This window comes from Kitasatospora sp. NPDC093806 (genome assembly GCF_040683335.1).
Classification (GTDB): Bacteria; Actinomycetota; Actinomycetes; order Streptomycetales; family Streptomycetaceae; genus Kitasatospora.
Genome location: NZ_JBFBDO010000070.1, coordinates 25,156 through 45,835 on the forward strand (window position 1 = coordinate 25,156; position 20,680 = coordinate 45,835).

Genomic DNA, 20,680 nt, shown 5'->3' on the forward strand with positions numbered 1-20,680 from the left:
GGCGCGGCGGGGACCGACCGCCCCGGGACGGACCCTCGACGGATTCTTGGAGGAACGATGCTGCTCGTGACGGGTGTCAACGGCGGTCTGGGCTCGCTGGTGCTGGAGCGGCTGGCCGGGCGGGGCGAGGTGGTGGCGGGCAGCCGCACGCCTGACCGGGTCCCGGTGCCGGGCGTGCCGACCCGGACGGTGGACTTCGACCGGCCGGAGACGCTCGCCGAGGCCTTCGCGGGGGTGCGCACCCTGCTGCTGATCTCGGCCGGCTACGGCGAGGACGACGTGGTGACCGCCCGGCACCGGGCCGCGATCGAGGCGGCCGAGCGGGCCGGCGTCGGGCACGTGGTCTACACCAGCCTGGCCGGCGACGGCGACCACCTCGGCTACGCCGCGGCGCACCGCTGGACCGAGCGCCGGCTGCGCGCGTCGGCCACCCTGCGCTGGACGATCCTGCGCAACGGCCTCTACGCGGAGCTGCTGGGCTTTCTGGCCAGGCCGGACGCGGACGGCGTGATCACCGCCCCGCTCGGCGACGGCCGGCTCGCGGCGGTCGCCCGCGCGGACCTCGCCGAGGTCGCCGCGAACGTGGCGCTGGCGCCCGAGCGGCACGCGGGCCGGGTCTACGAACTGGTCGGCGAGGAGGCGGTGGGCGCCGCGGAGGTCGCCGCCGCGCTCACCCGGACCACCGGCCGGCCGGTCGCGTACCGCCCGGGCACGCTGGCCGAGGCCCGGACGGCCTTCGCGGCCACGGGGGCGGCGGCGTTCCAGGTGCCGATGCTGGTGGGCACCTACTCGGCCGTCGCCCACGGCTTCCTCGCCGGGCCCGGCCGCCCCGGCGACCTCGCCGCCCTGCTCGGCCGGCCCCCGCGCCCGGCCCTGGAGGTCATCGCGGCCGCCCCCGAGGCGGCCTGGTGACCTCGGGGGGCGGGCGGGCTCAGAGGCCGCCGCCGAGGGTGACGCCGCCGTCCACCACCAGGGTCTGGCCGGTGATCCAGGCGGCGTCCGGGGAGAGCAGGAAGGCGACGGCGCCCGCGACGTCCTCGGGCAGGCCGAGCCGGCGCAGCGGGTAGGCGGCGGCGACCTGCTCCTCGCGGCCCTCGTACAGCGCCTCGGCGAACTTGGTCTTGACCACGGCGGGCGCGACCGCGTTGACCCGGATGCCCTGCTCGCCCAGTTCGGCGCCGAGTTCGGTGGTGAGCCGGATCAGCGCGGCCTTGGAGACGCCGTACATGCCGATGCCGGGGGAGGAGCGCAGGCCCGCCACCGAGGCGACGTTGACCACCGAGCCGCCGTGCTCGCCCATCCAGGCGGCGTGGGCGCGGCGGGTCCAGGCCAGCGGGGCGAGCACGTTGACGGCGAGGATCTTGGCGGCGGCGGCCTCGTCGGTGCCGAGCACGGGGCCGTAGACCGGGTTGATGCCGGTGTTGTTGACGAGGTGGTCGAGCCGGCCGAAGGCCTCCAGGGTGCGGGCGACGGCCTCGTCCTGGTGCTCCGGGTCGTCGGCGCGCCCGGCGACGCCGATGGCGACCTCCGGTCCGCCGAGGTCGCGGACCGCCTCGGCGAGCGGTTCGGGGGTGCGGGCGGTGAGGCAGACCCGGGCCCCGCGGGCGACCAGCTCGCGGGCGATGCCGAGGCCGATGCCCCGGCTCGACCCGGTGACGACGGCCACCCGGCCCTTGAAATCGTGCACCACGGAGGGTCCTTTCGGCGTGGGTCGTCCCGCGTCCGGTCGGCTGACCAAGCGCTTGCTCAGCATGGTGTCGGTGCGGGACCCTGTCAACAGCCCTCCGGGGCCGCGCGGGCCGAACGTCCGTACGACCGATCTGCGAGGATGGCGCCATGACCAGCACGCCCATCGCCGAACTCTGGCCCGCCCTGCCCGGCGGCGCCGACGCCCGCCCGGAGGCGGCGTACCGGCTGCTCCAGGCCGCGGTGGAGTCCTTCGCCGAGCGCGGCTTCCACGCCACCACCACCCGGGACATCGCCACCGCAGCCGGGATGAGCCCGGCCGCGCTGTACATCCACTACCCGTCCAAGGCCGCGCTGCTGGCCGAGATCAGCCGGGCCGGGCACGCCGCCACGCTCGCCCTGGTCCGGTCGGCGGTCAGCGGCGAGGGCGACCCGGTGGCGCGGATGCGGTGCCTGGTCGAGGAGTTCACCGCCTGGCACGCCCGGGCGCGGACGGTCGGCCGGGTGCTCAACTACGAACTGCACGCGCTGCCGGAGGACGCCTACGCGGTGGTCGCGGCGCTCCGGCTGGACATCGAGCGCGAGGTCGGCGCGCTGATCGAGGCGGGGCTGGCGGCCGGGGTGTTCGAGGTCGCCGAGGTGCGGACGGCCGCCCGCGCGGTCACCTCGCTCGGCATCGACGTGTCCCGCTGGTACACCGACCGCAGCAGCGAGACGCCCGAGGAACTGGGCTGCCGCTACGGGGAGTTGGTGCTGCGGATGCTGGGCGCCGAGGTCTGACCGGACCCGCCCGGACCCCGGAGGGCCGGTCAGTCGTCCCGGACCGCGGTGTGCACCAGCCAGGCGACGTGGTGGCGCACCTCGTACATCTCCACGGTCGAGCGCAGCCCCAGCCAGTGCTCGCTCAGCCCGAGCCGCCGCAGCACCGCGTACGGCAGCCGGAAGTACGCGTACAGCGCCTCGGTGGTCGGCAGGTAGTAGCGGGTGGCGTCGAGCTCCTCCTCCAGTCGGAAGCCGGCCCCGGTGATCAGTCCGCCGATCGTCCGGGAGTCGTAGCGCCGGGTGCCCGGCAGCACCATGGCGTCCATGTACGGCTCCAGCAGCGCCTGTTGGGCGGCCGGCAGCTCCGCCTTCGGCAGCGGGGCGGGGCCCAGCACCACCAGCCGCCCGCCCGGGCGCAGCACCCGGTGGAACTCGGCCAGCGCGCGGGCCGGGTCGTAGGCGTGGCAGAGCGTCTCCATCGAGTAGACGCCGTCGAACGAGCGGTCCGGGTGGTCGAGCCGGTGGTAGTCGCCGCAGGCGAAGGCAGTGCGGCCGGCCAGCCCGGCCCGGGCGCTCAGCCGGTTGGCCTCGCGGACGTGGAAGTCCATCAGGTCGACGCCGGTGACCCGCAGGCCGAAGCGGGTGGCGAGCTGGCGGGCCACCACGCCGGACCCGGAGCCGGCGTCCAGCACCCGGGACCCGGGCGGCAGCGCGAGCTTGCGGCCGAGGACCGCCTCCAGTCGCCGCTGGGCGCGCCAGCAGCGCCACTTGGACTGGCCGGGCTCGGTCCAGCCCCAGTGCCGGGCGTTGCGGCAGACCAGCCGGTAGAAGAGCCGGTGGCCGGGGGTGCCGTAGACGCGCCGAAGCCCGGCGAGATCGAGTTCGCCCTGGACGTCACTGACCATCGCACCCGCCCGGCCTTCCGCTGATCCGCGCCGTCGCCGTCCCGGCCACGCTACCGAGCGGTCCGGCCCGGCGCCGGTCCGGTGCGGCCGGACGGGCGGCGCGCGGTCAGGCGTTCCCCGTTCAGACGGTGGGCGCGGGGACGCCCCGGGCGGCGAACAGGGCGTCGAGCAGGCCGGGGAAGCGCGCGTCGAGGTCGGCGCGGCGCAGCGAGACGTAGCGGTTGCGCCCGGCGACCCGGGTGGTGGTGACGCCGGCCTCGCGGAGCACTCGCATGTGGTGCGAGACGGTCGACTTGTGCAGGTGGTCGAGGCCGAGGTGGCGCGGGTCGCAGGAGTGCTCGGCGCCGTCGGCGTAGCTGGTGAGCAGCCGCATCCGGACCGGGTCGCCGAGTGCGTGCAGCACGGTGACCAGGTCGATCTCGGTGGTCGGCGGCTGCGGCAGCCGCTCCTCGTCGGTCATGGCCGGGGGTCTCCTGGGGTGTCGGGCGAACGGAATGGTTTGACAATCATCCACCGATCCGTACTGTTTGGCGAGTATCAAACAGTTGCCCAAACGTCCAACAATGGGGGGACCCCGACGTGCCCGTCCGCCTGCTCCTGCTCGCCCTCGGCACCTTCGCCGTCGGCACCGACTCGATGGTCACGGCCGGGATCCTCGGCCCGGTCGCCGACGACCTCGGCGTCTCGGTCACCGCCGCCGGCCAGCTGGTCACCGTCTTCGCGCTCGGCTACGCGCTGCTCGCCCCGCCGCTGGCCGCGCTCACCGCGCGCTGGCCGCGCCGCTGGCTGCTGCTCACCGCGCTGACCGTGTTCGGCGCCGCCAACGCGCTCAGCGCGCTCGCTCCCTCGTACGGGCTGCTGCTCGCCACCCGGGTGCTGGCCGCCGCCGGCGCCGCGCTCTACACCCCGACCGCCAACGCGGTCGCCACCACCCTGGTCGCCCCCGAGCGGCGCGGCCGGGCGCTGGCCACCGTGCTGGGCGGCATGACCGTGGCCACCGCGCTCGGCGTGCCGCTCGGCACCTGGGTCGGCCGCTCCGACTGGCGGCTCACGATGTGGCTGGTCACGGTGCTGAGCGTGGTCGCGCTGGCGGGCCTGGCGCTGCTGCTGCGCGAGCTGCCGACGCCGACCGCCACCCCCGGCCTGCGGGACCGGCTGACGCCGCTGCGGGACCGGCGGGTGCTCGGCGCCGCCTCGACCACGCTGGTCTTCTTCCTCGCCTTCCAGTCCGTCTACATCTACCTGGCCACCGCGGTCGCCCCGGCGACCGGCGGGCACGCGGACCGGCTGAGCCTGATCCTGCTGGTCACCGGCCTGGCCTCGGTGGCCGGCAGCTGGCTCGGCGGACGGCTGGTGGACCGGGTCGGCGTGCGGCGGGTGCTGCTGGTCGCGGCCGCGGTGGCGGCGGTCGCGTTCACTACGCTGCCCTGGGCGGGCCGCTCGATGCCGGGCGCGCTCGCCTACGCCGTGGTCACGCCGCTGGCCGGCTGGGCGGTCTCGGTCGCCCTGCCGCACCGGCTCGCCTCGATCGACCCGGCCAACGCGCAGCTGCTGATCTCGCTCAACAGCAGCGCCCTCTACCTGGGCATGGCCGCCGGCGGGGCGGCCGGGAGCACCGCCATCGCGCTGCTCGGCGAGCGCTGGTTCCCCCTCGCGGCGACGGTGCTCGCCCTGGCGGCGGCCGCCACGGCCTGGGTGACCACCAGGGACGCCGTGCCCGCCCGGTCCGGCGCGGGGGAAACGGGCGCGGCGACGGCTGCCGAGCCCGCGCGGTAGGCGTCCGTGGGGCGGGCCGGCCGGTGCTCCCGGCGGACCCGCCCCACACGCGCTCGGCTCAGGCGGGGACGGCGCCCCACTGGGCGACGAGCGCCAGCAGACCGGGGAAGCGGGCGTCGAGGTCGTCGATCCGGACGTGACTGCGCCGCTCCAGCCCGTACTGGCGCTGGCGGATCACCCCGGCCCGGCGCAGCGCTTTGAAGTGGTGGGTGAGCGAGGACTTGGGGCGGTCGAGGCCGAACCAGCCGCAGGGGTGGTCGAACCGGTCCCGCTCCAGCAGCAGCTTGCGGACGATGGTCAGCCGCAGCGGGTCGCTCAGCGCGCCGAGCACGAGCTCCAGCCTCAGCTCGTCCGCCGCCGGCTCGGGCAGCGCCTCCGGGAGGCCGGCCGGCTCCGGCAGGACGACGACGGACGGGGCCTGACGCGGTGTCGAGGGCATGGACGTCTCCTGGTGGGGCCGGTGGGCGGGGGACGGACTCGCTGCTCCGGGCCTCACCGTATGGCAGGCGCCGTCCGGCGCCGCCCCGGGGGTCCGGTCGGCGCCCCGGGTCAGCCCGCGCGGATCGCCCGGAACATCAACTCGGCCGTTTCCGACCAGCGTTCGGCCAGGTGGGCCCGCTCGTGCAGCACGTCCGAGATGTGCTGGGTGCCGAAGAACGCGGCCACCAGCGACCGGGCCGCCGCATACGGGGAGACCTCCCGGTGCAGTTCGCCCGCCTGCTCGGCGCGGACCAGCAGCGCGGCCAGCAGTTCGGTCAGGTCCACGTACGGCGTCGGCAACTCGGCGTCCGTCCGCGGCCGTTCCAGCTGCAGCCGGGCGCCCGCCTGGACGACGACGTCGTCCCGCAGCGCGGCGGCCGCGCCGGCCAGCAGCCGGGCCGTGGTCTCCAGCGGCCCGCGCTCCTCGGCGGTCGCCTGCTGGAGCAGCAACGGCCAGTGCGCGTAGTACCGTTCGACCACGGCGACGGCCAGCGCCTCCTTGGTCGGGAAGTGGAAGTAGACCGCGCCCTTGGTCATCCCCACCCGGTCGGCCACGTCCGTCATCGAGGTGTGCCGGAAGCCCCGCGCCGCGAACAGCTCGGCGGCGGCCGTGAGCACCAGCAGTCTGGTGCGGGCCGACCGGTCCTGTCTGGGGTCGGGGCCGCGCCGGGTGGCGATCGGACGCACCTGGAACGGGGCGGCGGTCTGTGGTTCGGGCATGCGCGGGCTCCTCGGATGTGGGGTTCGAAGGTGGCGCCGGGTCGGTGAGTCGGTGAGTCGGTCGGTCGGGGGGCGTCAGGGGTTGATGTGGCCGAGGCGGCGGACCGTCCGCTCGACGGTGTCGGTGGGCGGCCAGGGGAAGCCGGGCAGGTCGGCGCGGAGGGTGACCTGGCCGTGCAGCGCGGTCCAGATGGCCACCGCGTCGCCGAACGGGTCGGTGCTGGACGAGTGGCCCGCGCGGACGCAGGCGTCGAGGCTGTCGACCAGGATCCGGAAGGCGTCGAGCCCCTGGCGGCCGGTGGCGTCGGCGGCGGGGGCCTCCGGCTCGGGACGGGACCAGCCGAACAGGACGCGGTAGCGGGCGGGTTCGCGGACGCCGAAGTCCACGTAGGCGGCGCAGCCCGCGAGCAGCGCCTCGACCGGGTCGTCGAGCGCGCCGACGGCGGTGGCGATGGTCCCGTGCAGCTGGGCGATCGCCTCGGCGACGACCGCTTCGACGACGGCGTCCCGGTCGGCGAAGTGCGCGTAGATCGAGGGGGCCGCGATGCCGACCTCGCGGGCCACCGAGCGCAGGGTGACGGCCCGGTCGGAGCCGGTGCGCACGATCAGGGCCGTCGCCGCCCGGACGATCTCCTCGCGCAGCAGCAGGCCCTGCCCGCGCCGGTTGCGGAGCCGCGGCGCCGCCTCCCCGGCCCGGTCGGCCTGCTCGGCGGGGTGGTCGGGGGAGCTGGGGGCCCTCGTCATGGTCTCGACTTTACAGGTGTTAGCCGATCGTGGTGGGGGTCCCCGCCACCACCCGGTGTGTCCGGCCGGTCACCGATCGGTTTCCGCCTGATCGGTGAACGGCCGGGAAACCGGCGCCTCCTCCTGACAACATTCCTTCAGGAAGGTTTGTTGCCGACCAGGGAGGGAGCCTGGATGGTCAAGCAGCAGGAACGGTCACGGCGCACCCGGGAGAAGGTGCTGGACGCCGCCGCCGAGGAGTTCTCCGCCCAGGGCTACAGCCGGGCCACCCTCGACGCGGTGGCCCAGCGCACCGGGATGACGAAAGGCGCCCTCTACGGGCACTTCGCCTCCAAGCAGGTCCTCGCCGGGGCCCTGCTGACGCAGTCCCGGAAGGTCTGGGACGAGCTGCGGCTGGCCCGGGACGTCCCCGGCGCCGAGGCCGGCGAGGTCCTGGAGGCGCTGGTGCTCGACCTGGCGTGCCGGCTGAAGGAGGACGTCCGGCTGCGCGCGGCGCTCCGACTCGCCACCGACGCGCCGGACCTGACACCGCCGGTGCCGGACGTCTTCGAGGACGTGCAACGCGGCCTGGCCGGACTGATCCGGCGCGCCCAGGGCACGGGCGAGACGGCCGCCCGCCCACCCGAACTGGTCGCCCAACTGCTGCTCGCCGTGATGTACGGCGCGCCGCACGTGGCCTTCGAGTCCCCGGCCGGCGGGGGCCCGGCCGCGGACGAGGCGGCCTGGCGTCTGCTGCTGGACGCCTTGACCGGTGGTGGCGGGCGGCCCGCGCACCTCACTGACGCCGCACCACCCGGGTGACGCTCACCAGCACGGTCGCGCCGAGGAACCACCCGGAGACGACGAGGAACGAGGCCAGGAAGTTGGTCTCGTCCGTCGACGGGTGCCAGCGCTCCTTCTCCCCGAACCCGACCAGCGGGATGAGCAGATCGGCGGGATAGGTGCAGTGCTCGACCCAGTTCATCCCGGGCAGCTCCGTCGTCTCCTCGGTGACCACGGCCTGCCGAAGGTAGGGGTCGGGGGGATAGACGCAGAAGACCGCGACGGCGGCCAGCCAGAGCCCGAGCAGCCAGAGCAGCGCTTTGCCGGGGCGGTAGCCGTATCCGATGAAGACGTTCTGGATGACGTTCCAGAGCCGGGGCAGGAACCCGGCCGCCATGCGCTGGAGCTTCGTCCGGCGGTTCGGCGCGTCGCGTGCGATGCTCCGGCGGTGGTGTTCGATCTCCTGGTTCTTCCTCAGGAGGATGTTCTGGGCGTCGCGATCGTGCCCGGCCGCGGTGTAGGCCGCGGCCAGCTGGTCGTAGGGCTGTGGAGCGGGCGCGCCGCGGACGTAGCTCGCCCGCTCCCGGCCGGGCCGGGTCGCCGAGCGAACGTAGCGGGCGCTTTCGGCCAGCCACTCCTGCCGAAGCCCGAACGGGACGCCACTGGTGTGGATGGCCTCGTACCGCAGGCCCTTGAGGACGTAGTGCAGACCTCCGGCCGTCCCGGCGGCCTTCTGCCAGACCTCGTTCTCGTCCCAGAGCACGACCAGCTTCGCCTGGGTGAGGTCGATCAGCGCGCCCTCCGGGGCTCGCCGCCCGGTGCCGCCGGAGAGGCGCAGGACCGTGGTCTGGAGGCGCGCGAGGTCGGCGATCACGGTCGCGCCGCCGGGGGTCCCGCCGAGGTCGGCGGTGGTGCCCGCGATGCCGGTGACGTCGAGGTGGACGTCCTGGCCGACCTGGGCACCGGTCAGCGTGACCGCGCCCTCGGCCCAGAACCGCAGCTCCTGGTCGGCCGCGCCGTCGGCGGCGGGGGTGCGGCGGAACTCCCGCACCCGTGCGGCCACCTCGTCGTCCGGCGCCGTACCCTCCCGCAGGAGCAGCCTGCCGATCACCGCCCGGTCGAGTTGCAGCGCGGCGCCGTCGGACTTGCCGCCCGCGGTGACCGTGGCTCCGTTGAAGACGGCCGAGGCGCTGACCTTCAGGCCCACCGCGCGGAACGTTCCGGCGCAGAGGAAGCCGTTGTCGCAGAAGAGGCTCCCGCCGATGTCGGCGCGGTCGAGCATGACGGCGCCCTCGCCCGGCCTGGCATTGGCGTCACTCCGGTGGACCCGGGTGCCGTGGAACTCGCAGGCTCCGCCGATGGTGGCGCCGACCAGCCGGAGCTGGCCGTGTGTCTCCAGGCCGGAGCCGTAGAACGAGCCGCCGACCACCATGCCGTCCCCGGAGACGGCGTACTGCGGCTCGGCCTCGGCCCGCCCGATCGCCGCGCCGTTGAAGTAGGCCGATCCGTCGATCCGCGCGTCCTCCAGGAGGATCGTTCCGGCGGCTTCGAACCGGCCGCCGTCCCGGTCCCCGGGCGCCGGGCGTTCGTGGGCCACGTCCTGGCTGTTGCCGATGCAGAGGTTGCCGCCGATCCGCAGGTTCGCCGCCCGCAGTGAGTGGGTCTCCCCGGCCTTGGCCGAGAGCCGCGCGCCTTCGAGATGGAGGTCGTCCCGGATGTGGGCCCCGCCGAGGTCGATGACGCCTTGGAACCGGTCCAGGTGGAGGTCACCGCCGGTGATGCTGAGGTGGCATGCCTTCAGCTCGCCGTTCCAGGGTTCCGCCGTGCCCACCCGGCAGTCGACCAGGCTGAGTTGAGGGAAGCTCGCCTCGGTCAGCACGATCTCCTCGAAGACGCAGTCGATCAGGGCGACCGGGTGCTCGACCCTCGCCTGGGCGAGGTCGAGGGAGCCCGTCACCCGCAGGCCGCGCACCTCGTGCCGCCGCTGTCCCGAGGGCGGGGCCAGCAATCGGCGCGCCAGGTCGTGCCCCGAGATGCGGTCTCGGCAGATGGGATTGCGCATCCCGACTCACCCTCGTGTCATGGTCCAGGGCTCGTTGCTGACAGTGTTCGGCTCCGATCGTATGCGTAGCGACCCGCCATCGCCCGCTCAGTGGGCCACCGGTGCGATTGGCCCGGGTTCGGTGCGGCCGGGTCGGGCGGCCTACCGGTCCGGGCGAAGCGGAACGTTTCTGCTTGGCCCGGACCGGCGGGCATGGGGCGGGATCAGCCGTTGGCGAGGGCCTGGAGGCGGTCGTAGGCGCCGTTGAAGAGGTTCTGGTCGCCGGGGAAGGTGCCGGAGTCGGCGTACTGCCAGAAGGTCTGGTAGCTCCAGCCGGCCGGGAGGGTGCCGACGGCGGAGGCGTAACGCGCTATCCAGAGCGGGTTGGTGGCGCCGAAGGAGGCGTTGTTGCCGGTGCAGCTCGACCACCAGTTGGTGGTGGTGTAGATCGTCGGGTAGCGGCCGGTGCGCGAGCGCACGGTGTCGCTGAAGGAGCGGATCCAGCTCACCATGGCGGCCTGGCTCAGGCCGAAGCAGGTGGCGCCGTAGGGGTTGTACTCGATGTCGAGGGCGGGCGGGAGGGTCTTGCCGTCGCGCGACCAGCCGCCGCCGTGGTCGACGAACCAGTTCGCCTGGGCGGCGCCGGAGGAGCGGTCCGGCAGCGCGAAGTGGTACGCGCCGCGGATCAGGCCCGCGTTGTAGGAGCCGTTGTACTGCTGGGCGAAGTACGGGTTGGTGTACGTGGTGCCCTCGGTGGCCTTGACGTAGGCGAACCGGGCGCCGTTGGCGGCCACCGAGGACCAGTTGACGTTGCCCTGGTAGCTGGCGACGTCGAGCCCGGGCGTCTGGGTGACGGCGAGCGCCGCGATCCCGGCCGTGCTCGCTCTGCCCTCGTGGGCGGCCACGGTGGAGCCGGCGAAGTCCCGCTCGGGGTGGAGCGGCGGCAACGGGCGGGCGGGGGAGCCCTCGGCGGAGGGGGAGGAGGAGACGGGGTCGGGCTCGGCCGCGTACGCCGGGGCGCCGATCCCGACGGTCAGGGCGACGGCGGTGGCGAGCGCCGCGAGGGCGGGGAGCCGGCGGGATCTCGACTCCTGGGTGGGGCGGGCGGAGCGGGAAGTGCTGGGCATGAACACTCCTCTGGTCCGGTACTGACGACCCGTGGATTTGCGGACAGCCGGTGCACGCCGGTGACGGCACGCCCGGCTGGAGCAGGGTAGCCATGTACGTGCCACTTCACCAGGGATCCCAGGTCCCATCCTGAACGGCCGCCTCATGTGGCAGATCCCCACCACCGCGCCGGAACCCCGAGGTGGCGGGCGTGCCGGAGCGGGCCCGGCGCACCCGCGTCGGCGCCGCGCCACCCCGGCGTTCCGCCGCCGTCAGCCGGTCGCCGCCCAATCGTCACGCAGCCGCGCGAACGCCTCGTGGAACCCGGGGAAGGTCTTCCGCACGCAGCCGGGGTCGTCGAAGCCGATGTCGGGCGCCCGCAGACCGGTCACCGAGAAGGACATCACCATCCGGTGGTCGCCGTGGGAGGCGAGTTCGGTGCCGCGCGGGGTGCCCGGCCGGATCTCGATCCAGTCGTGCCCGGTGGCGACGTCGACGCCGAGCCGGCGGAGGTTCCCGGCGCAGGCCTCCAGCCGGTCGCACTCCTTGATCCGGGTGTTGGCGACGTTCTCGATCCGCACCGGGCCGCCCGCGTACGGGGCGATCGCGGCGAGCGTCGGCATGGTGTCGGAGATGTCGCGCATGTCGACGGTCAGGCCGGCGAGCCCGCCGTCCCGGGGGCCCTCGACGGTGACCCGGTCCGCGCCGACCTCGACCCGCGCGCCCATCCGGGACAGCACGTCGACGAACCGCAGGTCGCCCTGGAGCGCCTCCCGGCCGAGCCCCGGGACGGTCACCCGGCGGCCGGTCAGCGCGGCGGCGGCGAAGAAGTAGCTCGCGGTCGAGGCGTCCGGCTCGACCGCGTACGTGGTGGCGCGGTAGCCGCCGGGCGCGACCTCGAAGACCCGGCCGGTCCGGGTCACGGTGGCGCCGAAGGCCCGCATCATGGCGATGGTGATCTCCACGTACGGCGCCGAGACCAGGTCGGTCACGGTGATCCGCAGGCCGCGCTCGGTGAGCGGACCGAGCAGCAGCAGCGCGGTCAGGTACTGCGAGGAGCGGCTCGCGTCCAGCGTCAGCTCGCCGCCCCGGACGCCCGCGGCGGCGATCCGCAGCGGGTGGTGCCCCTCGGCGTCCTCGTGGGTCAGGTCGACGCCGAGCGTGCGCAGCGCCTCGGTGAGCGGGCCGAGCGGGCGGCGGCGCATCTGGGCGGAGGCGTCGAACCGGAACGCGCCGCGGCCGGCGGCGGCGAGCACCGGCAGGAAGCGGGCGGTGGTCGCTCCGTCGCGGCAGTAGACCTCGGCGTCGTGGGCCGGGCCCTGCGGGCGGCCCTCGATCCGCCAGCGGCCGGGTTCCTCGGTGAGCCGGTAGCCGAGGGTCCGCAGGCCTTCGGCGAAGCCCTCGGTGTCGTCGGAGAGCAGCGGGCGGACCAGGGTGGTGGTGCCGTCGGCGGCGGCCGCGAGGAACAGCGCCCGGGCGGTGACCGACTTGGAGCCGGGGATCTCGACGGTCGTCATGGGGCCTCCGGGTGCGGCTCGGGTTCGGGTGCGGGTGGGCGTGTGGGGGCACGGTGCGGGTGCGAGCGGCAGGTGCGGGCTCGCGGGTGTCCTGCGGCCATCCTGCCGGAGGCGGTGCGGCGCCCGGGCGGGCGTCCGGGTGGTGGACGCCGGGGACCGGGCCGGCCTGCGGGAGGGGCCGGGATCCGGGGGTCCCGGGCAGGTCACGGCCCGGGGCGGCTGTGGCACGATGCCAGGGATCGGCCCGAACGGCCGCCGCCCCGCCCGGGCCACCGTCCGGGCCATCGCGAGAAGAGGACGACCGTGCCCGAGAGCACCACCCGACCGGCCGCCGAGGTTGCCGAGGTTGCCGAGGCAGTGGAGGCCGCCGAGCCCGCCGAGGCCGCGACCGACCGGCTCAACTTCCGCCCCGCCACCACCGCCGACGTGGCCGCCCTGGTCGACCTGGTCGAGTCCGCCTACCGGGGCGACGCCAGCCGGGCCGGCTGGACCACCGAGGCCGACCTGCTGGCGGGCCAGCGCACCGACACCCAGGGCGTCACCACGGCCGTCACCCACCCCGACGGCGTGGTGCTGCTCGCCGAGCGGGGCGGCGAACTGCTCGCCTGCTGCCAGCTGGAGCACCGGGGCGAGCACGCCTACTTCGGGATGTTCTCGGTGCGCCCGGGCCGCCAGGGCGGCGGTGTCGGACGGGCCGTGCTGGCGGAGGCGGAGCGCTTCGCGGCCGAGGAGTGGGGCGCCGCGCAGCTGGAGATGACGGTGATCGAGCAGCGGACCGAACTGATCGCCTGGTACGAGCGCCGGGGCTTCAGCCGCACCGGCGACTACTCCCCGTTCCCGTACGGCGACGAGCGTTTCGGCGTCCCGCTCCGCCCTGACCTGCGGTTCGAGAAGCTGATCAAGGCGCTTACCGTCCGGTAGCGGTGACGGGCCGTCAGGTTGTGCACGAATCTGACGAAACGTCAAACTCCTGACCTGCGACTATGCGGACTCGTCATATCTCGTTAACGAATGGTCTAGGCCAGCGTGAGAGGGTGATCGGCGAAAGGCCACGTTCCGTCCCAGCTCAGGGGGGCCATTTCCGCATGCCCGTACTCCATGGCAATGCCATGTCCGCACCCGACCGCGATCCGCGCCGCGCCCACCGAATACCCGTCGGCCGGCCCGGCGACGGATCGCCCCGGCTGCCCAGTCCGCCCGACGACCAGGAGCTCTACTGGTACTTCGGGCCGCAGCGCCGCTGGGTGCTGCTCTGCGCCACCCTCTCCTACGCCGGCGCCACCGCGACGCTCGGCCTGTTCGCGCTCAGCCGGCCGTTACTCTGGCCGTTCCTGATCCTGACCCTGCTCAACGCCGCCACCTGGCTGCTCTCCCTCGGCGACGGCCAGCGCTCCCGCCGCTTCACCCGCGACTCGCACGACCTGCTGGTCCGGGCCTGGCGCCCCGCCCGTCACCCGGGCGTCGACCTGCTGCTGCCCACCGCCGGCGAACCGCTCGCCGTCCTGGACAACGCCTACCGGCACACCGCCGCCGTCCACTGGCCCGGCGAACTCACCGTCATCGTCCTCGACGACGCCGCCCGGCCCGAGGTCCGCGAACTCGCCGAGTCCTACGGCTTCGAGTACCGCGCCCGCCCCGACCGGGGCCGCTTCAAGAAGGCCGGCAACCTCAACCACGGCCTGGCCGAGGGCAGCGGCGACATCATCGCCGTCCTCGACGCCGACTTCTGCCCGCGCCCGGACTTCCTGCACCACCTCGTGCCGTACCTCGACGACCCGAACGTCGGCATCGTGCAGAGCCCGCAGTGCTTCGACACCGACCCCGGCATGTCCTGGCTCGAACGCGCCGCGGGGGCGACCCAGGAGATCTTCTACCGCTGGATCCAGCCCTCCCGGGACGCCCAGGACGGCACCGTCTGCTGCGGCACCAACGCGCTGTACCGGCGCGCCGCCCTCGAACGCGTCGGCGGCTTCGCCGAGATCGACCACAGCGAGGACCTCTACACCGGCCTCTCGCTCGCCCGCGCCGGGTGGACCACCCGGTACGTGCCCGCGCTGCTCGCCAAGGGCATGTCGCCCACCGGCCTGCCCGCCTTCATCAGCCAGCAGTACCGCTGGTGCCTCGGCTCGCTCGCGCTGGTCGGTGACCCCGGCTTCCGGCGCGGCCCGCTCTCCCGCTCGGCCCGGCTCTGCTTCTGGAACGGCATCCTCGGCTACCTCACCAGCGCGGTGAACGTCTTCGCCGTGCCGCTGCCGGCGCTGATCATGCTGTTCTTCCGGCCCGAGGAGATCGCCCCCTGGCAGGTGCTGCCGTTCCTGCCGCCGATCTGGGTCGCGCTCGTCCTGCTGCCCGCGATGTCCCGCACCCGCTGGCGCTTCGAGGTCACCCGGGTCCAACTCCTGGGCGGACTCTGCCACGTGGTCGCGATCGCGCACGCGCTGCGCCGCCGCAGCGCCGACTGGGTGCCCACCGGCGCCGTCTCCGGCGGCACCGCGCTGGCCCGCACCGTCGCCCGGATCGGCGTCGGCTGGCTCGGCCTGGTCATCCTCGCCGGCGCGGCCGGCCTGGCCCGCGCCGTCGCGCTGTACGGCTGGCAGCCCTTCTGGGCGCTCGCCGGACTGCTGGCGCTCACCACCTACACCATGGTTCCGCTGATCAGGGCCCTGTGGCCGCTGCTGCGCGGTGGCAACGGCGCCACCGTCGAGGACCTCGCCCGGCCCGCGACGCGCACGGCCGACGGCTCCGCCGACCTGCGGTTCGGCCAGGCCGAAGCGGTCGCCGTCACGGCGGTGCTGCTCCTCTGCGGCCTGCTGGCGTCCGGCTGGGCCGACCCGCTCATTTTTTGACGTTTCGTCAATTCCCCTTCTTGTCCTCGTCATCGCACCCTTCGCCGATTCCCCTCTAGCCTTCCTCCCTAGCCGTTCTCCCCAGCTTCCCAGCCTCAGCTTCCCCAGCTGTCCTAGCCTCCTCCCGCATTCCTTGCGCGTCGCCCCACCGGCGCGGACCAGCCGCCCGGCCGCCCCATCGGCCCGGCGGCCCCCGACCACCGCTGCCAGCCCCTGCAAGGAGCTTCGCCGTGTCCACGGCCGTACCACCCGGCGCCGATCCGTCGCGCGCCCTCGTCCCGACGACCGAGGCCCTGCCGCCCTCGACGGACGTCCTCTCCTCTTCCTCCTCTCCTTCCTCCGCGTCCGCCTCCGGGGTCGCCATCGTCCCGGCGGCCACCGGCACCCTGGTGCCCGCCTTACCCGACCGGGGCGCCGAACCGGCCGAGCGCCCGGCCGAACCCCGCACCCGGGCGGCCTTCCGCCCCGACATCGAGGGCCTGCGCGGCATCGCCGTGCTCTCCGTCCTCGCCTTCCACGCCGCCGTCCCGGCCTTCACCGGCGGCTACGTCGGCGTCGACATCTTCTTCGTCATCTCCGGCTTCCTGATCACCGGACTGCTGCTCGCCCGCCCGATCGGCCTGTGGGACTTCGCCGCCCGCCGGGCGCGCCGCATCCTGCCCGCCGCCGCCGTCGTCCTGGTCGTCACCGCACTCGCCGGCGGCGCCCTGCTCGACCCGCTGCGCGGCACCGACCTCGCCCGTGACCTCATCGCCGCGGCCGGGCAGTTCGCCAACTGGCGGTTCGTCGGCCAGCAGACCGACTACCTCGCCGCCGAACGCGACCCCAGCCCGCTCCAGCACTTTTGGTCGCTCGGCGTGGAGAACCAGTTCTACCTGCTCTGGGGCGTCCTGCTGCTCGGCCTCGCCCGCCACCTGGCCGGCCGCCGCCGTCGCCGCACCGCCGCGATCACCACCGCCACGCTCGTCATCGGCGGCGTCTCCCTGCTGCTCTGCGTCCGCTGGACGGCCGGCTCCGCCGCGCTCGGCTACTTCTCCACCGCCAGCCGGCTCTGGGAGTTCGCCGCCGGCGCGCTGGTCGCGCTCGCCGCGCCCGCGCTCACCACCCGACTGGCCCGCGGCGGCCCCGGCACGCAGGCGGCCGGCTGGGCCCTGCGGGCCGTCGGCTGGGCCGGCGCGGCGGCGGTCGCCCTCGCCGTGTTCCGCTACGACCGCAACACGCCGTTCCCCGGCACCGCCGCCCTGCTGCCCGTCCTCGGCACCGCCGCCGTCCTGCTGGCCGGCCCCGCGCACCGCGCGTTCGGCGCCGCCGACGCGGGCCGGCTGCTCGCCGTCCGCCCGCTGCGGGCCGCCGGCCGCCTCTCCTACGCCTGGTACCTGTGGCACTGGCCGGTCCTGACCATCGCCCAGGCCCGCTACGGCGCCCTGCCCTGGACCGCCCTGGTCGCCCTCACAGCGGCCAGCGCGGTACCGGCCTGGCTCACCCTGCGCCTGGTCGAACAGCCGCTGCGGTACGGCAGCAGCCCGGCCCCGCGCCGCGGCCTGGCCGTCGGCGCCAGCGCGCTGGTCATCCCGCTGATCGCGGGCCTCACCCTGGGCGGCGGCACGGTCCGCGCGCTCGGCGACCCCGACGCGGTCACCGTCGCCCCGGCCGGCGCCGTCGACGGCCCCGCCCTGTTCGGCCCCGGCACCCGGGTGCTGACGCTCACCCCCTCGCTCGCCCGGGCCCGGGAGGACTTCCCGCCCGGCAAGGGCTGCGAGATCCCGCTCGGCGCCGAAACCAGCCCGCGCTGCCTGTTCGGCACCGAGACCAGCCCTGACCGGATCGTCCTGATCGGGGACTCGCACGCCGGACAGTGGATCTCCACCGCCCTCGCGATGGCCGAACAGCGCCGCTGGGCCCTGGAGGTGCTGGTCAAGCCGGGCTGCCCGCTGGCCACCCTGACCGTGCGCAACAACGTGCTCGGCCGCACCTTCGAGGAGTGCGACCGCTGGCGCGAGAACGCCTTCGCCCGGCTCGCCGCCGGCCCCCGGCCGCGCCTGGTCCTGATGGCCGGCCTCAACCGGTACGGCGGCCAGGAGGAACGCGCCGAGGGCTGGACCCGCACCCTGGACCGCCTCGCCGCCCTCGGCGCCCCGCTCGCCTACCTCGGCGACACCCCGATGCCCGGCAAGGACATTCCCACCTGCCTGGCCGGCTCCGACGGCCGCTCCGACGCGTGCTTCTTCCCGCGCGAGTCCGCCTTCGAGCGCGACCCGCTGATCGACGGCGGCCTCGCCGAACGCTACCGGGTCCGCGTCCTCGACCTCGGCCCGCTGCTCTGCCCGGGCACCGGCCCGGACTGCCCGTCCGTCCTGGAGGGCGTGATCCTCTACCGCGACACCGGCCACATCACCGACACCCTGGCCCGCGTCCTCGCCCCCCGCATCGACCACGCCCTCCTCAGCCCCCCACCAAGCTGACCCCCGGCCCCACCACGCCGCCTCACCACGCCCCGCCCACCCGGCCTTTCCCCCGGGCGGGCGGGGCGGCCGCCGTCAGACCGAGGCATGCTCGGAAGAATCGAACTCGGAACCAGGCAAAATGTTCTGACGAATAGTCAGGAGCGACTCCTCCACGGTCGCCACCATCGCGAAGGGGAACCGGTCGAGTTCGAGGCAGAGCGCGACGTCGTCAGGGTGAGCCCCTTCCCGGACGCCCTCCGTCAACTCGGTAGCGGCGTGCGACAGTGCGGCGCGGCGGAGGAAGCCGGCCGGATCCGGCGCGGCTCCGGTGGCCCTTCCGGCGATGTACTGGGCGCACGCCAGGTCCTCCTCGGCCCGCCCCTCCTCGCCGGTGACCACGAACGTGACGCCGTCGGCCCCGCGCGTCCGCAGGAGACGGGCGGTCGCCTCCGCCACGACGAAGCTCGCGCACAGCACCAGCGACGCGTCCTTGACGGCGAGCGCGCCGACCGTCCCCGCCGTGGTCTTCTGCACCACGGTCCGCCCGCGCAGGTCGGCCGTCCGCAACAGCCCCGGCGAGTTGACCAGTTCGAACCCCGGCGCGGCCGGACCGTCCTTGAGCGCCAGCCAGTCCGGGTGCCGGGCCTTGAGCGCCCGCGCGTCGTCCAGCGACTCGGCGAGCACGATCCGCTCCGCCCCCTGCCCGAAGGCCCAGGCGGCCACGGTGAAAGCGCGCATGACGTCGATCACGACCGCCACGGAGGGGACTTCGGTCAACTCGGGGATGCCGACGAAACGTGTGTCCATGCCGCTCATGATCGCGCACACCCGGTCCGAGGCGATCGCCGAGGGTATGGTCCGGTGCTGGACTCTCCCACCGTGGGAGGGTCCACGATGATCCCGTGCACGACGAACTCCTCACCATCGGGCGCTTCGCCCGCCTGTGCCGCCTGAGCGTGAAGCAGCTGCGGCACTACGGCGACCTGGGGCTGCTGGCCCCCGTCCGTGTCGACCCCGCCTCCGGCTACCGCTACTACGGGGCCGAACAGGCGCGGGACGCCCTGACCATCGCCCTGCTGCGCGAGATGGACCTGCCCCTGGCCGTGATCGCCCGGGCACTGGCCGCCGGTCCCGAGCAACGGGCCGGCATCCTGCGTGACGAGCGGGACCGGCTGGCCGAGCGGATCAGCCGCGACCAGGCCCGGCTGGAGCTGCTGGACCGGCTGGCCGAGGGCGGCCTGCCCGGCTACGAGGTGACGTTCGGCCGGGAGCCGGAGCGACGGCTGGCGGTGGTGCGGACGGTCTGCGCCCCCGCCGGGATCGGCGCCGCGTTCGCGGAGTGCGTCGGCCGGCTGCTGCCCGTGCTCGGCAGGGCGGGAACCGCGTGGGAGCCGCCACTGTGGGGGCTGTACCCGCTGGACCTGGAGGAGCGGCTGGAGATCGCCATCGGCGTGCAGGTCCGGACGGGAGACGTCCCGCCGCCCGGCGTGGAAGTCGAGGTGCTGCCCGGCGGACCCGTCGCCGAGACCACGCACATCGGGCCCTACGCGCAACTCCCGCTGGCCTACAACGCGCTCTTCGCCGCCGTCCACGAGCGCGGGCTGCGTCCGCGGACCCCCGTCCGTGAGGCCTACCTGGTCGGACCGGCGGAAGCACCACAGGAAGAACTGATGACCCGACTGATCATCCCCGTCGAGGAGAGCACGGCATGACCACGCTGGAACACATCGACGCCCGCGGCACCCAGCACTGCGAGACGACGGCCCTGGGGGTGCTGCTGCGGCACCTCGGCCTCGACCTGTCCGAGCCCATGCTGTTCGGCCTCGGCTCCGGGCTGTCCTTCGTCTACTGGGACGGCAAGAACATGGACTTCCCCTTCCTCGGAGGCCGGGTCAAGCCCTTCGAACTGACCAGGAACCTGGCCACCACGCTCGGACTGGAGCTCCTCGACCAGGAGACCGCCTCCCCGCGCAGGGCCTGGGACAACGTGACGGCCGCCATCGACGCCGGCCACCCCGTCGGGCTCCAGCTCGACAGTTACTACCTGGACTACTTCGGCTCGAAGGTCCACTTCGGCGGCCACGTCGTCGCCATGTACGGCTACGACGACCACCACGCGTACCTGGTGGACACCGACCAGCAGGGCGGAGCCGTCTCCACCAGCCTGGCCGGCCTCGCCCGGGCCAGGGCCGCGCGCGGTCCGATGACCGCCAGGCACCGCTCCTTCACCCTCACCGCCGCCGGGGACGCGTCCGTCCCGCACGGACGGACCGTCCCGCACCAGCGGATCGTCCCGGCCATCACCGCCTGCGCCCAGGCGTTCCTGAACCCGCCGATCGCCAACCTCGGCCACCGCGGGATCGAGAAGGCCGGAAAGCTGGTGCGCACCTGGCTGCAGCGCGCCGACGACCCGCGGCGGGACCTGCCGCAGGCCGCCCTGCTGATGGAGAAGGCGGGCACCGGCGGCGCCCTGTTCCGCAACCTCTACCGCGACTTCCTCGCCGAATGCGCCGATCTGCTCGACAGCGGCCACCTGCGCGCCGGCCACGCGCTGTACGCCGAGGCGGCCGTCCTGTGGACGGAGGTGGCGGTCCTGATCGAGAAGGCCGGTGAATCGGGCGACGAGCAGTGCCTCGCCCGGGCGGGCTCGGTCCTCGGCGAGCTCGCCCGCATCGAGCGCGAGGCGATGCAGGCGCTGAGCCGCCTCGGCGAGTGAGCCCGCGCGGGGTGACGCGGTCGGGGGAGCAGGCTCAGCCGTAGATGCTGTGGCAGAGCCGGGCCTGCTCGGAACCGGCCGCCCAGCGGCCGAACCGCTCCGCCTGGTCGCAGAGCGTGCCCGCGCCCGCCGCGAGCGCCCCTGCGGGGGGAACCGCGCCCGGCGGCGCAGCGG

General features: G+C 74.6%; 19 protein-coding genes. 9 read left to right on the forward strand and 10 right to left on the reverse strand.

Annotated elements, in window-relative coordinates; translation table 11 throughout:
- The first annotated feature begins 57 nt into the window (after positions 1–57).
- Positions 58–912, forward strand: coding sequence for an NAD(P)H-binding protein (locus AB0N76_RS27065; protein WP_363561267.1), 855 nt, complete (start codon positions 58–60; stop codon positions 910–912).
- Positions 913–931: 19 nt separating this feature from the next.
- Here the strand turns inward: AB0N76_RS27065 and AB0N76_RS27070 are convergent, their stop codons facing one another.
- Positions 932–1,690: an SDR family oxidoreductase gene (locus tag AB0N76_RS27070; RefSeq protein ID WP_363561269.1), complete on the reverse strand. Its 759-nt coding sequence runs from the start codon at positions 1,688–1,690 to the stop codon at positions 932–934.
- Between the two features lie 146 nt (positions 1,691–1,836).
- Here AB0N76_RS27070 and AB0N76_RS27075 point away from each other — a divergent pair, with 146 nt between their 5' ends.
- Positions 1,837–2,466, forward strand: coding sequence for a TetR/AcrR family transcriptional regulator (locus tag AB0N76_RS27075; RefSeq protein WP_363561271.1), 630 nt, complete (start codon positions 1,837–1,839; stop codon positions 2,464–2,466).
- 29 nt (positions 2,467–2,495) lie between these two features.
- Here AB0N76_RS27075 and AB0N76_RS27080 read toward each other — a convergent pair whose 3' ends face one another.
- Together AB0N76_RS27080 and AB0N76_RS27085 are read right to left on the reverse strand one after the other, a co-directional pair.
- Complete coding sequence (locus tag AB0N76_RS27080) at positions 2,496–3,353, reverse strand: class I SAM-dependent methyltransferase (protein WP_363561273.1); 858 nt, start codon at positions 3,351–3,353, stop codon at positions 2,496–2,498.
- Positions 3,354–3,474: 121 nt separating this feature from the next.
- Positions 3,475–3,813, reverse strand: a complete 339-nt coding sequence (locus AB0N76_RS27085; protein ID WP_363561275.1) for a transcriptional regulator — start codon at positions 3,811–3,813, stop codon at positions 3,475–3,477.
- Between the two features lie 119 nt (positions 3,814–3,932).
- Here AB0N76_RS27085 and AB0N76_RS27090 point away from each other — a divergent pair, with 119 nt between their 5' ends.
- Positions 3,933–5,129, forward strand: coding sequence for an MFS transporter (locus AB0N76_RS27090; RefSeq protein WP_363561277.1), 1,197 nt, complete (start codon positions 3,933–3,935; stop codon positions 5,127–5,129).
- Between the two features lie 58 nt (positions 5,130–5,187).
- Here the strand turns inward: AB0N76_RS27090 and AB0N76_RS27095 are convergent, their stop codons facing one another.
- The 3 genes from AB0N76_RS27095 to AB0N76_RS27105 all read right to left on the reverse strand — a co-directional run bounded on the left by AB0N76_RS27095 (position 5,188) and on the right by AB0N76_RS27105 (position 7,073).
- The gene (locus AB0N76_RS27095) at positions 5,188–5,568 is read right to left on the reverse strand and encodes an ArsR family transcriptional regulator (RefSeq protein WP_363561279.1); all 381 of its coding nucleotides are present in this window, start codon (positions 5,566–5,568) and stop codon (positions 5,188–5,190) included.
- Between the two features lie 110 nt (positions 5,569–5,678).
- A complete protein-coding gene (locus AB0N76_RS27100) occupies positions 5,679–6,329 on the reverse strand; it encodes a ScbR family autoregulator-binding transcription factor (protein WP_363561281.1) in 651 nt (216 codons plus the stop codon).
- A gap of 75 nt (positions 6,330–6,404) precedes the next feature.
- Positions 6,405–7,073 (reverse strand): TetR/AcrR family transcriptional regulator, encoded by a 669-nt coding sequence (locus AB0N76_RS27105; protein ID WP_363561283.1) that lies wholly within the window; start codon positions 7,071–7,073, stop codon positions 6,405–6,407.
- 174 nt (positions 7,074–7,247) lie between these two features.
- Here AB0N76_RS27105 and AB0N76_RS27110 point away from each other — a divergent pair, with 174 nt between their 5' ends.
- Positions 7,248–7,874, forward strand: coding sequence for a TetR/AcrR family transcriptional regulator (locus AB0N76_RS27110; protein WP_363561285.1), 627 nt, complete (start codon positions 7,248–7,250; stop codon positions 7,872–7,874).
- Here the strand turns inward: AB0N76_RS27110 and AB0N76_RS27115 are convergent.
- The 3 genes from AB0N76_RS27115 to aroA form a co-directional block, all read right to left on the reverse strand.
- Entirely contained in the window at positions 7,849–9,897 is a 2,049-nt protein-coding gene (locus AB0N76_RS27115) for a hypothetical protein (RefSeq protein ID WP_363561287.1), read from the reverse strand. The genes AB0N76_RS27110 and AB0N76_RS27115 overlap by 26 nt on opposite strands.
- Positions 9,898–10,100: 203 nt before the next feature.
- Positions 10,101–11,003: a lysozyme gene (locus AB0N76_RS27120; protein ID WP_363561289.1), complete on the reverse strand. Its 903-nt coding sequence runs from the start codon at positions 11,001–11,003 to the stop codon at positions 10,101–10,103.
- A 252-nt stretch (positions 11,004–11,255) separates the two neighbouring features.
- Positions 11,256–12,500: a 3-phosphoshikimate 1-carboxyvinyltransferase gene (gene aroA / locus AB0N76_RS27125; protein WP_363561291.1), complete on the reverse strand. Its 1,245-nt coding sequence runs from the start codon at positions 12,498–12,500 to the stop codon at positions 11,256–11,258.
- 357 nt (positions 12,501–12,857) lie between these two features.
- Here aroA and AB0N76_RS27130 point away from each other — a divergent pair, with 357 nt between their 5' ends.
- From AB0N76_RS27130 to AB0N76_RS27140, 3 genes are all read left to right on the forward strand, one after another.
- Entirely contained in the window at positions 12,858–13,421 is a 564-nt protein-coding gene (locus AB0N76_RS27130) for a GNAT family N-acetyltransferase (protein WP_363561307.1), read from the forward strand.
- Positions 13,422–13,609: 188 nt separating this feature from the next.
- On the forward strand, positions 13,610–15,346 hold the full coding sequence (locus AB0N76_RS27135) for a glycosyltransferase family 2 protein (protein ID WP_363561293.1): 1,737 nt from the start codon (positions 13,610–13,612) through the stop codon (positions 15,344–15,346).
- 230 nt (positions 15,347–15,576) lie between these two features.
- Positions 15,577–17,808 carry an acyltransferase family protein gene (locus AB0N76_RS27140; protein WP_363561295.1) on the forward strand — a complete coding sequence of 744 codons (2,232 nt, stop codon included), beginning with the start codon at positions 15,577–15,579 and terminating at the stop codon, positions 17,806–17,808.
- A 75-nt stretch (positions 17,809–17,883) separates the two neighbouring features.
- On the opposite strand, the gene AB0N76_RS27145 is transcribed toward AB0N76_RS27140, so the two are convergent.
- Complete coding sequence (locus AB0N76_RS27145) at positions 17,884–18,597, reverse strand: 2-phosphosulfolactate phosphatase (RefSeq protein WP_363561297.1); 714 nt, start codon at positions 18,595–18,597, stop codon at positions 17,884–17,886.
- A gap of 95 nt (positions 18,598–18,692) precedes the next feature.
- Between AB0N76_RS27145 and AB0N76_RS27150 the strand changes: the two genes are divergently transcribed.
- Together AB0N76_RS27150 and AB0N76_RS27155 are read left to right on the forward strand one after the other, a co-directional pair.
- Positions 18,693–19,502 (forward strand): MerR family transcriptional regulator, encoded by an 810-nt coding sequence (locus AB0N76_RS27150; protein WP_363561299.1) that lies wholly within the window; start codon positions 18,693–18,695, stop codon positions 19,500–19,502.
- Positions 19,499–20,506 carry a BtrH N-terminal domain-containing protein gene (locus tag AB0N76_RS27155; RefSeq protein WP_363561301.1) on the forward strand — a complete coding sequence of 336 codons (1,008 nt, stop codon included), beginning with the start codon at positions 19,499–19,501 and terminating at the stop codon, positions 20,504–20,506. The genes AB0N76_RS27150 and AB0N76_RS27155 overlap by 4 nt, the downstream gene beginning before the upstream one ends.
- Positions 20,507–20,680 lie beyond the last annotated feature (174 nt).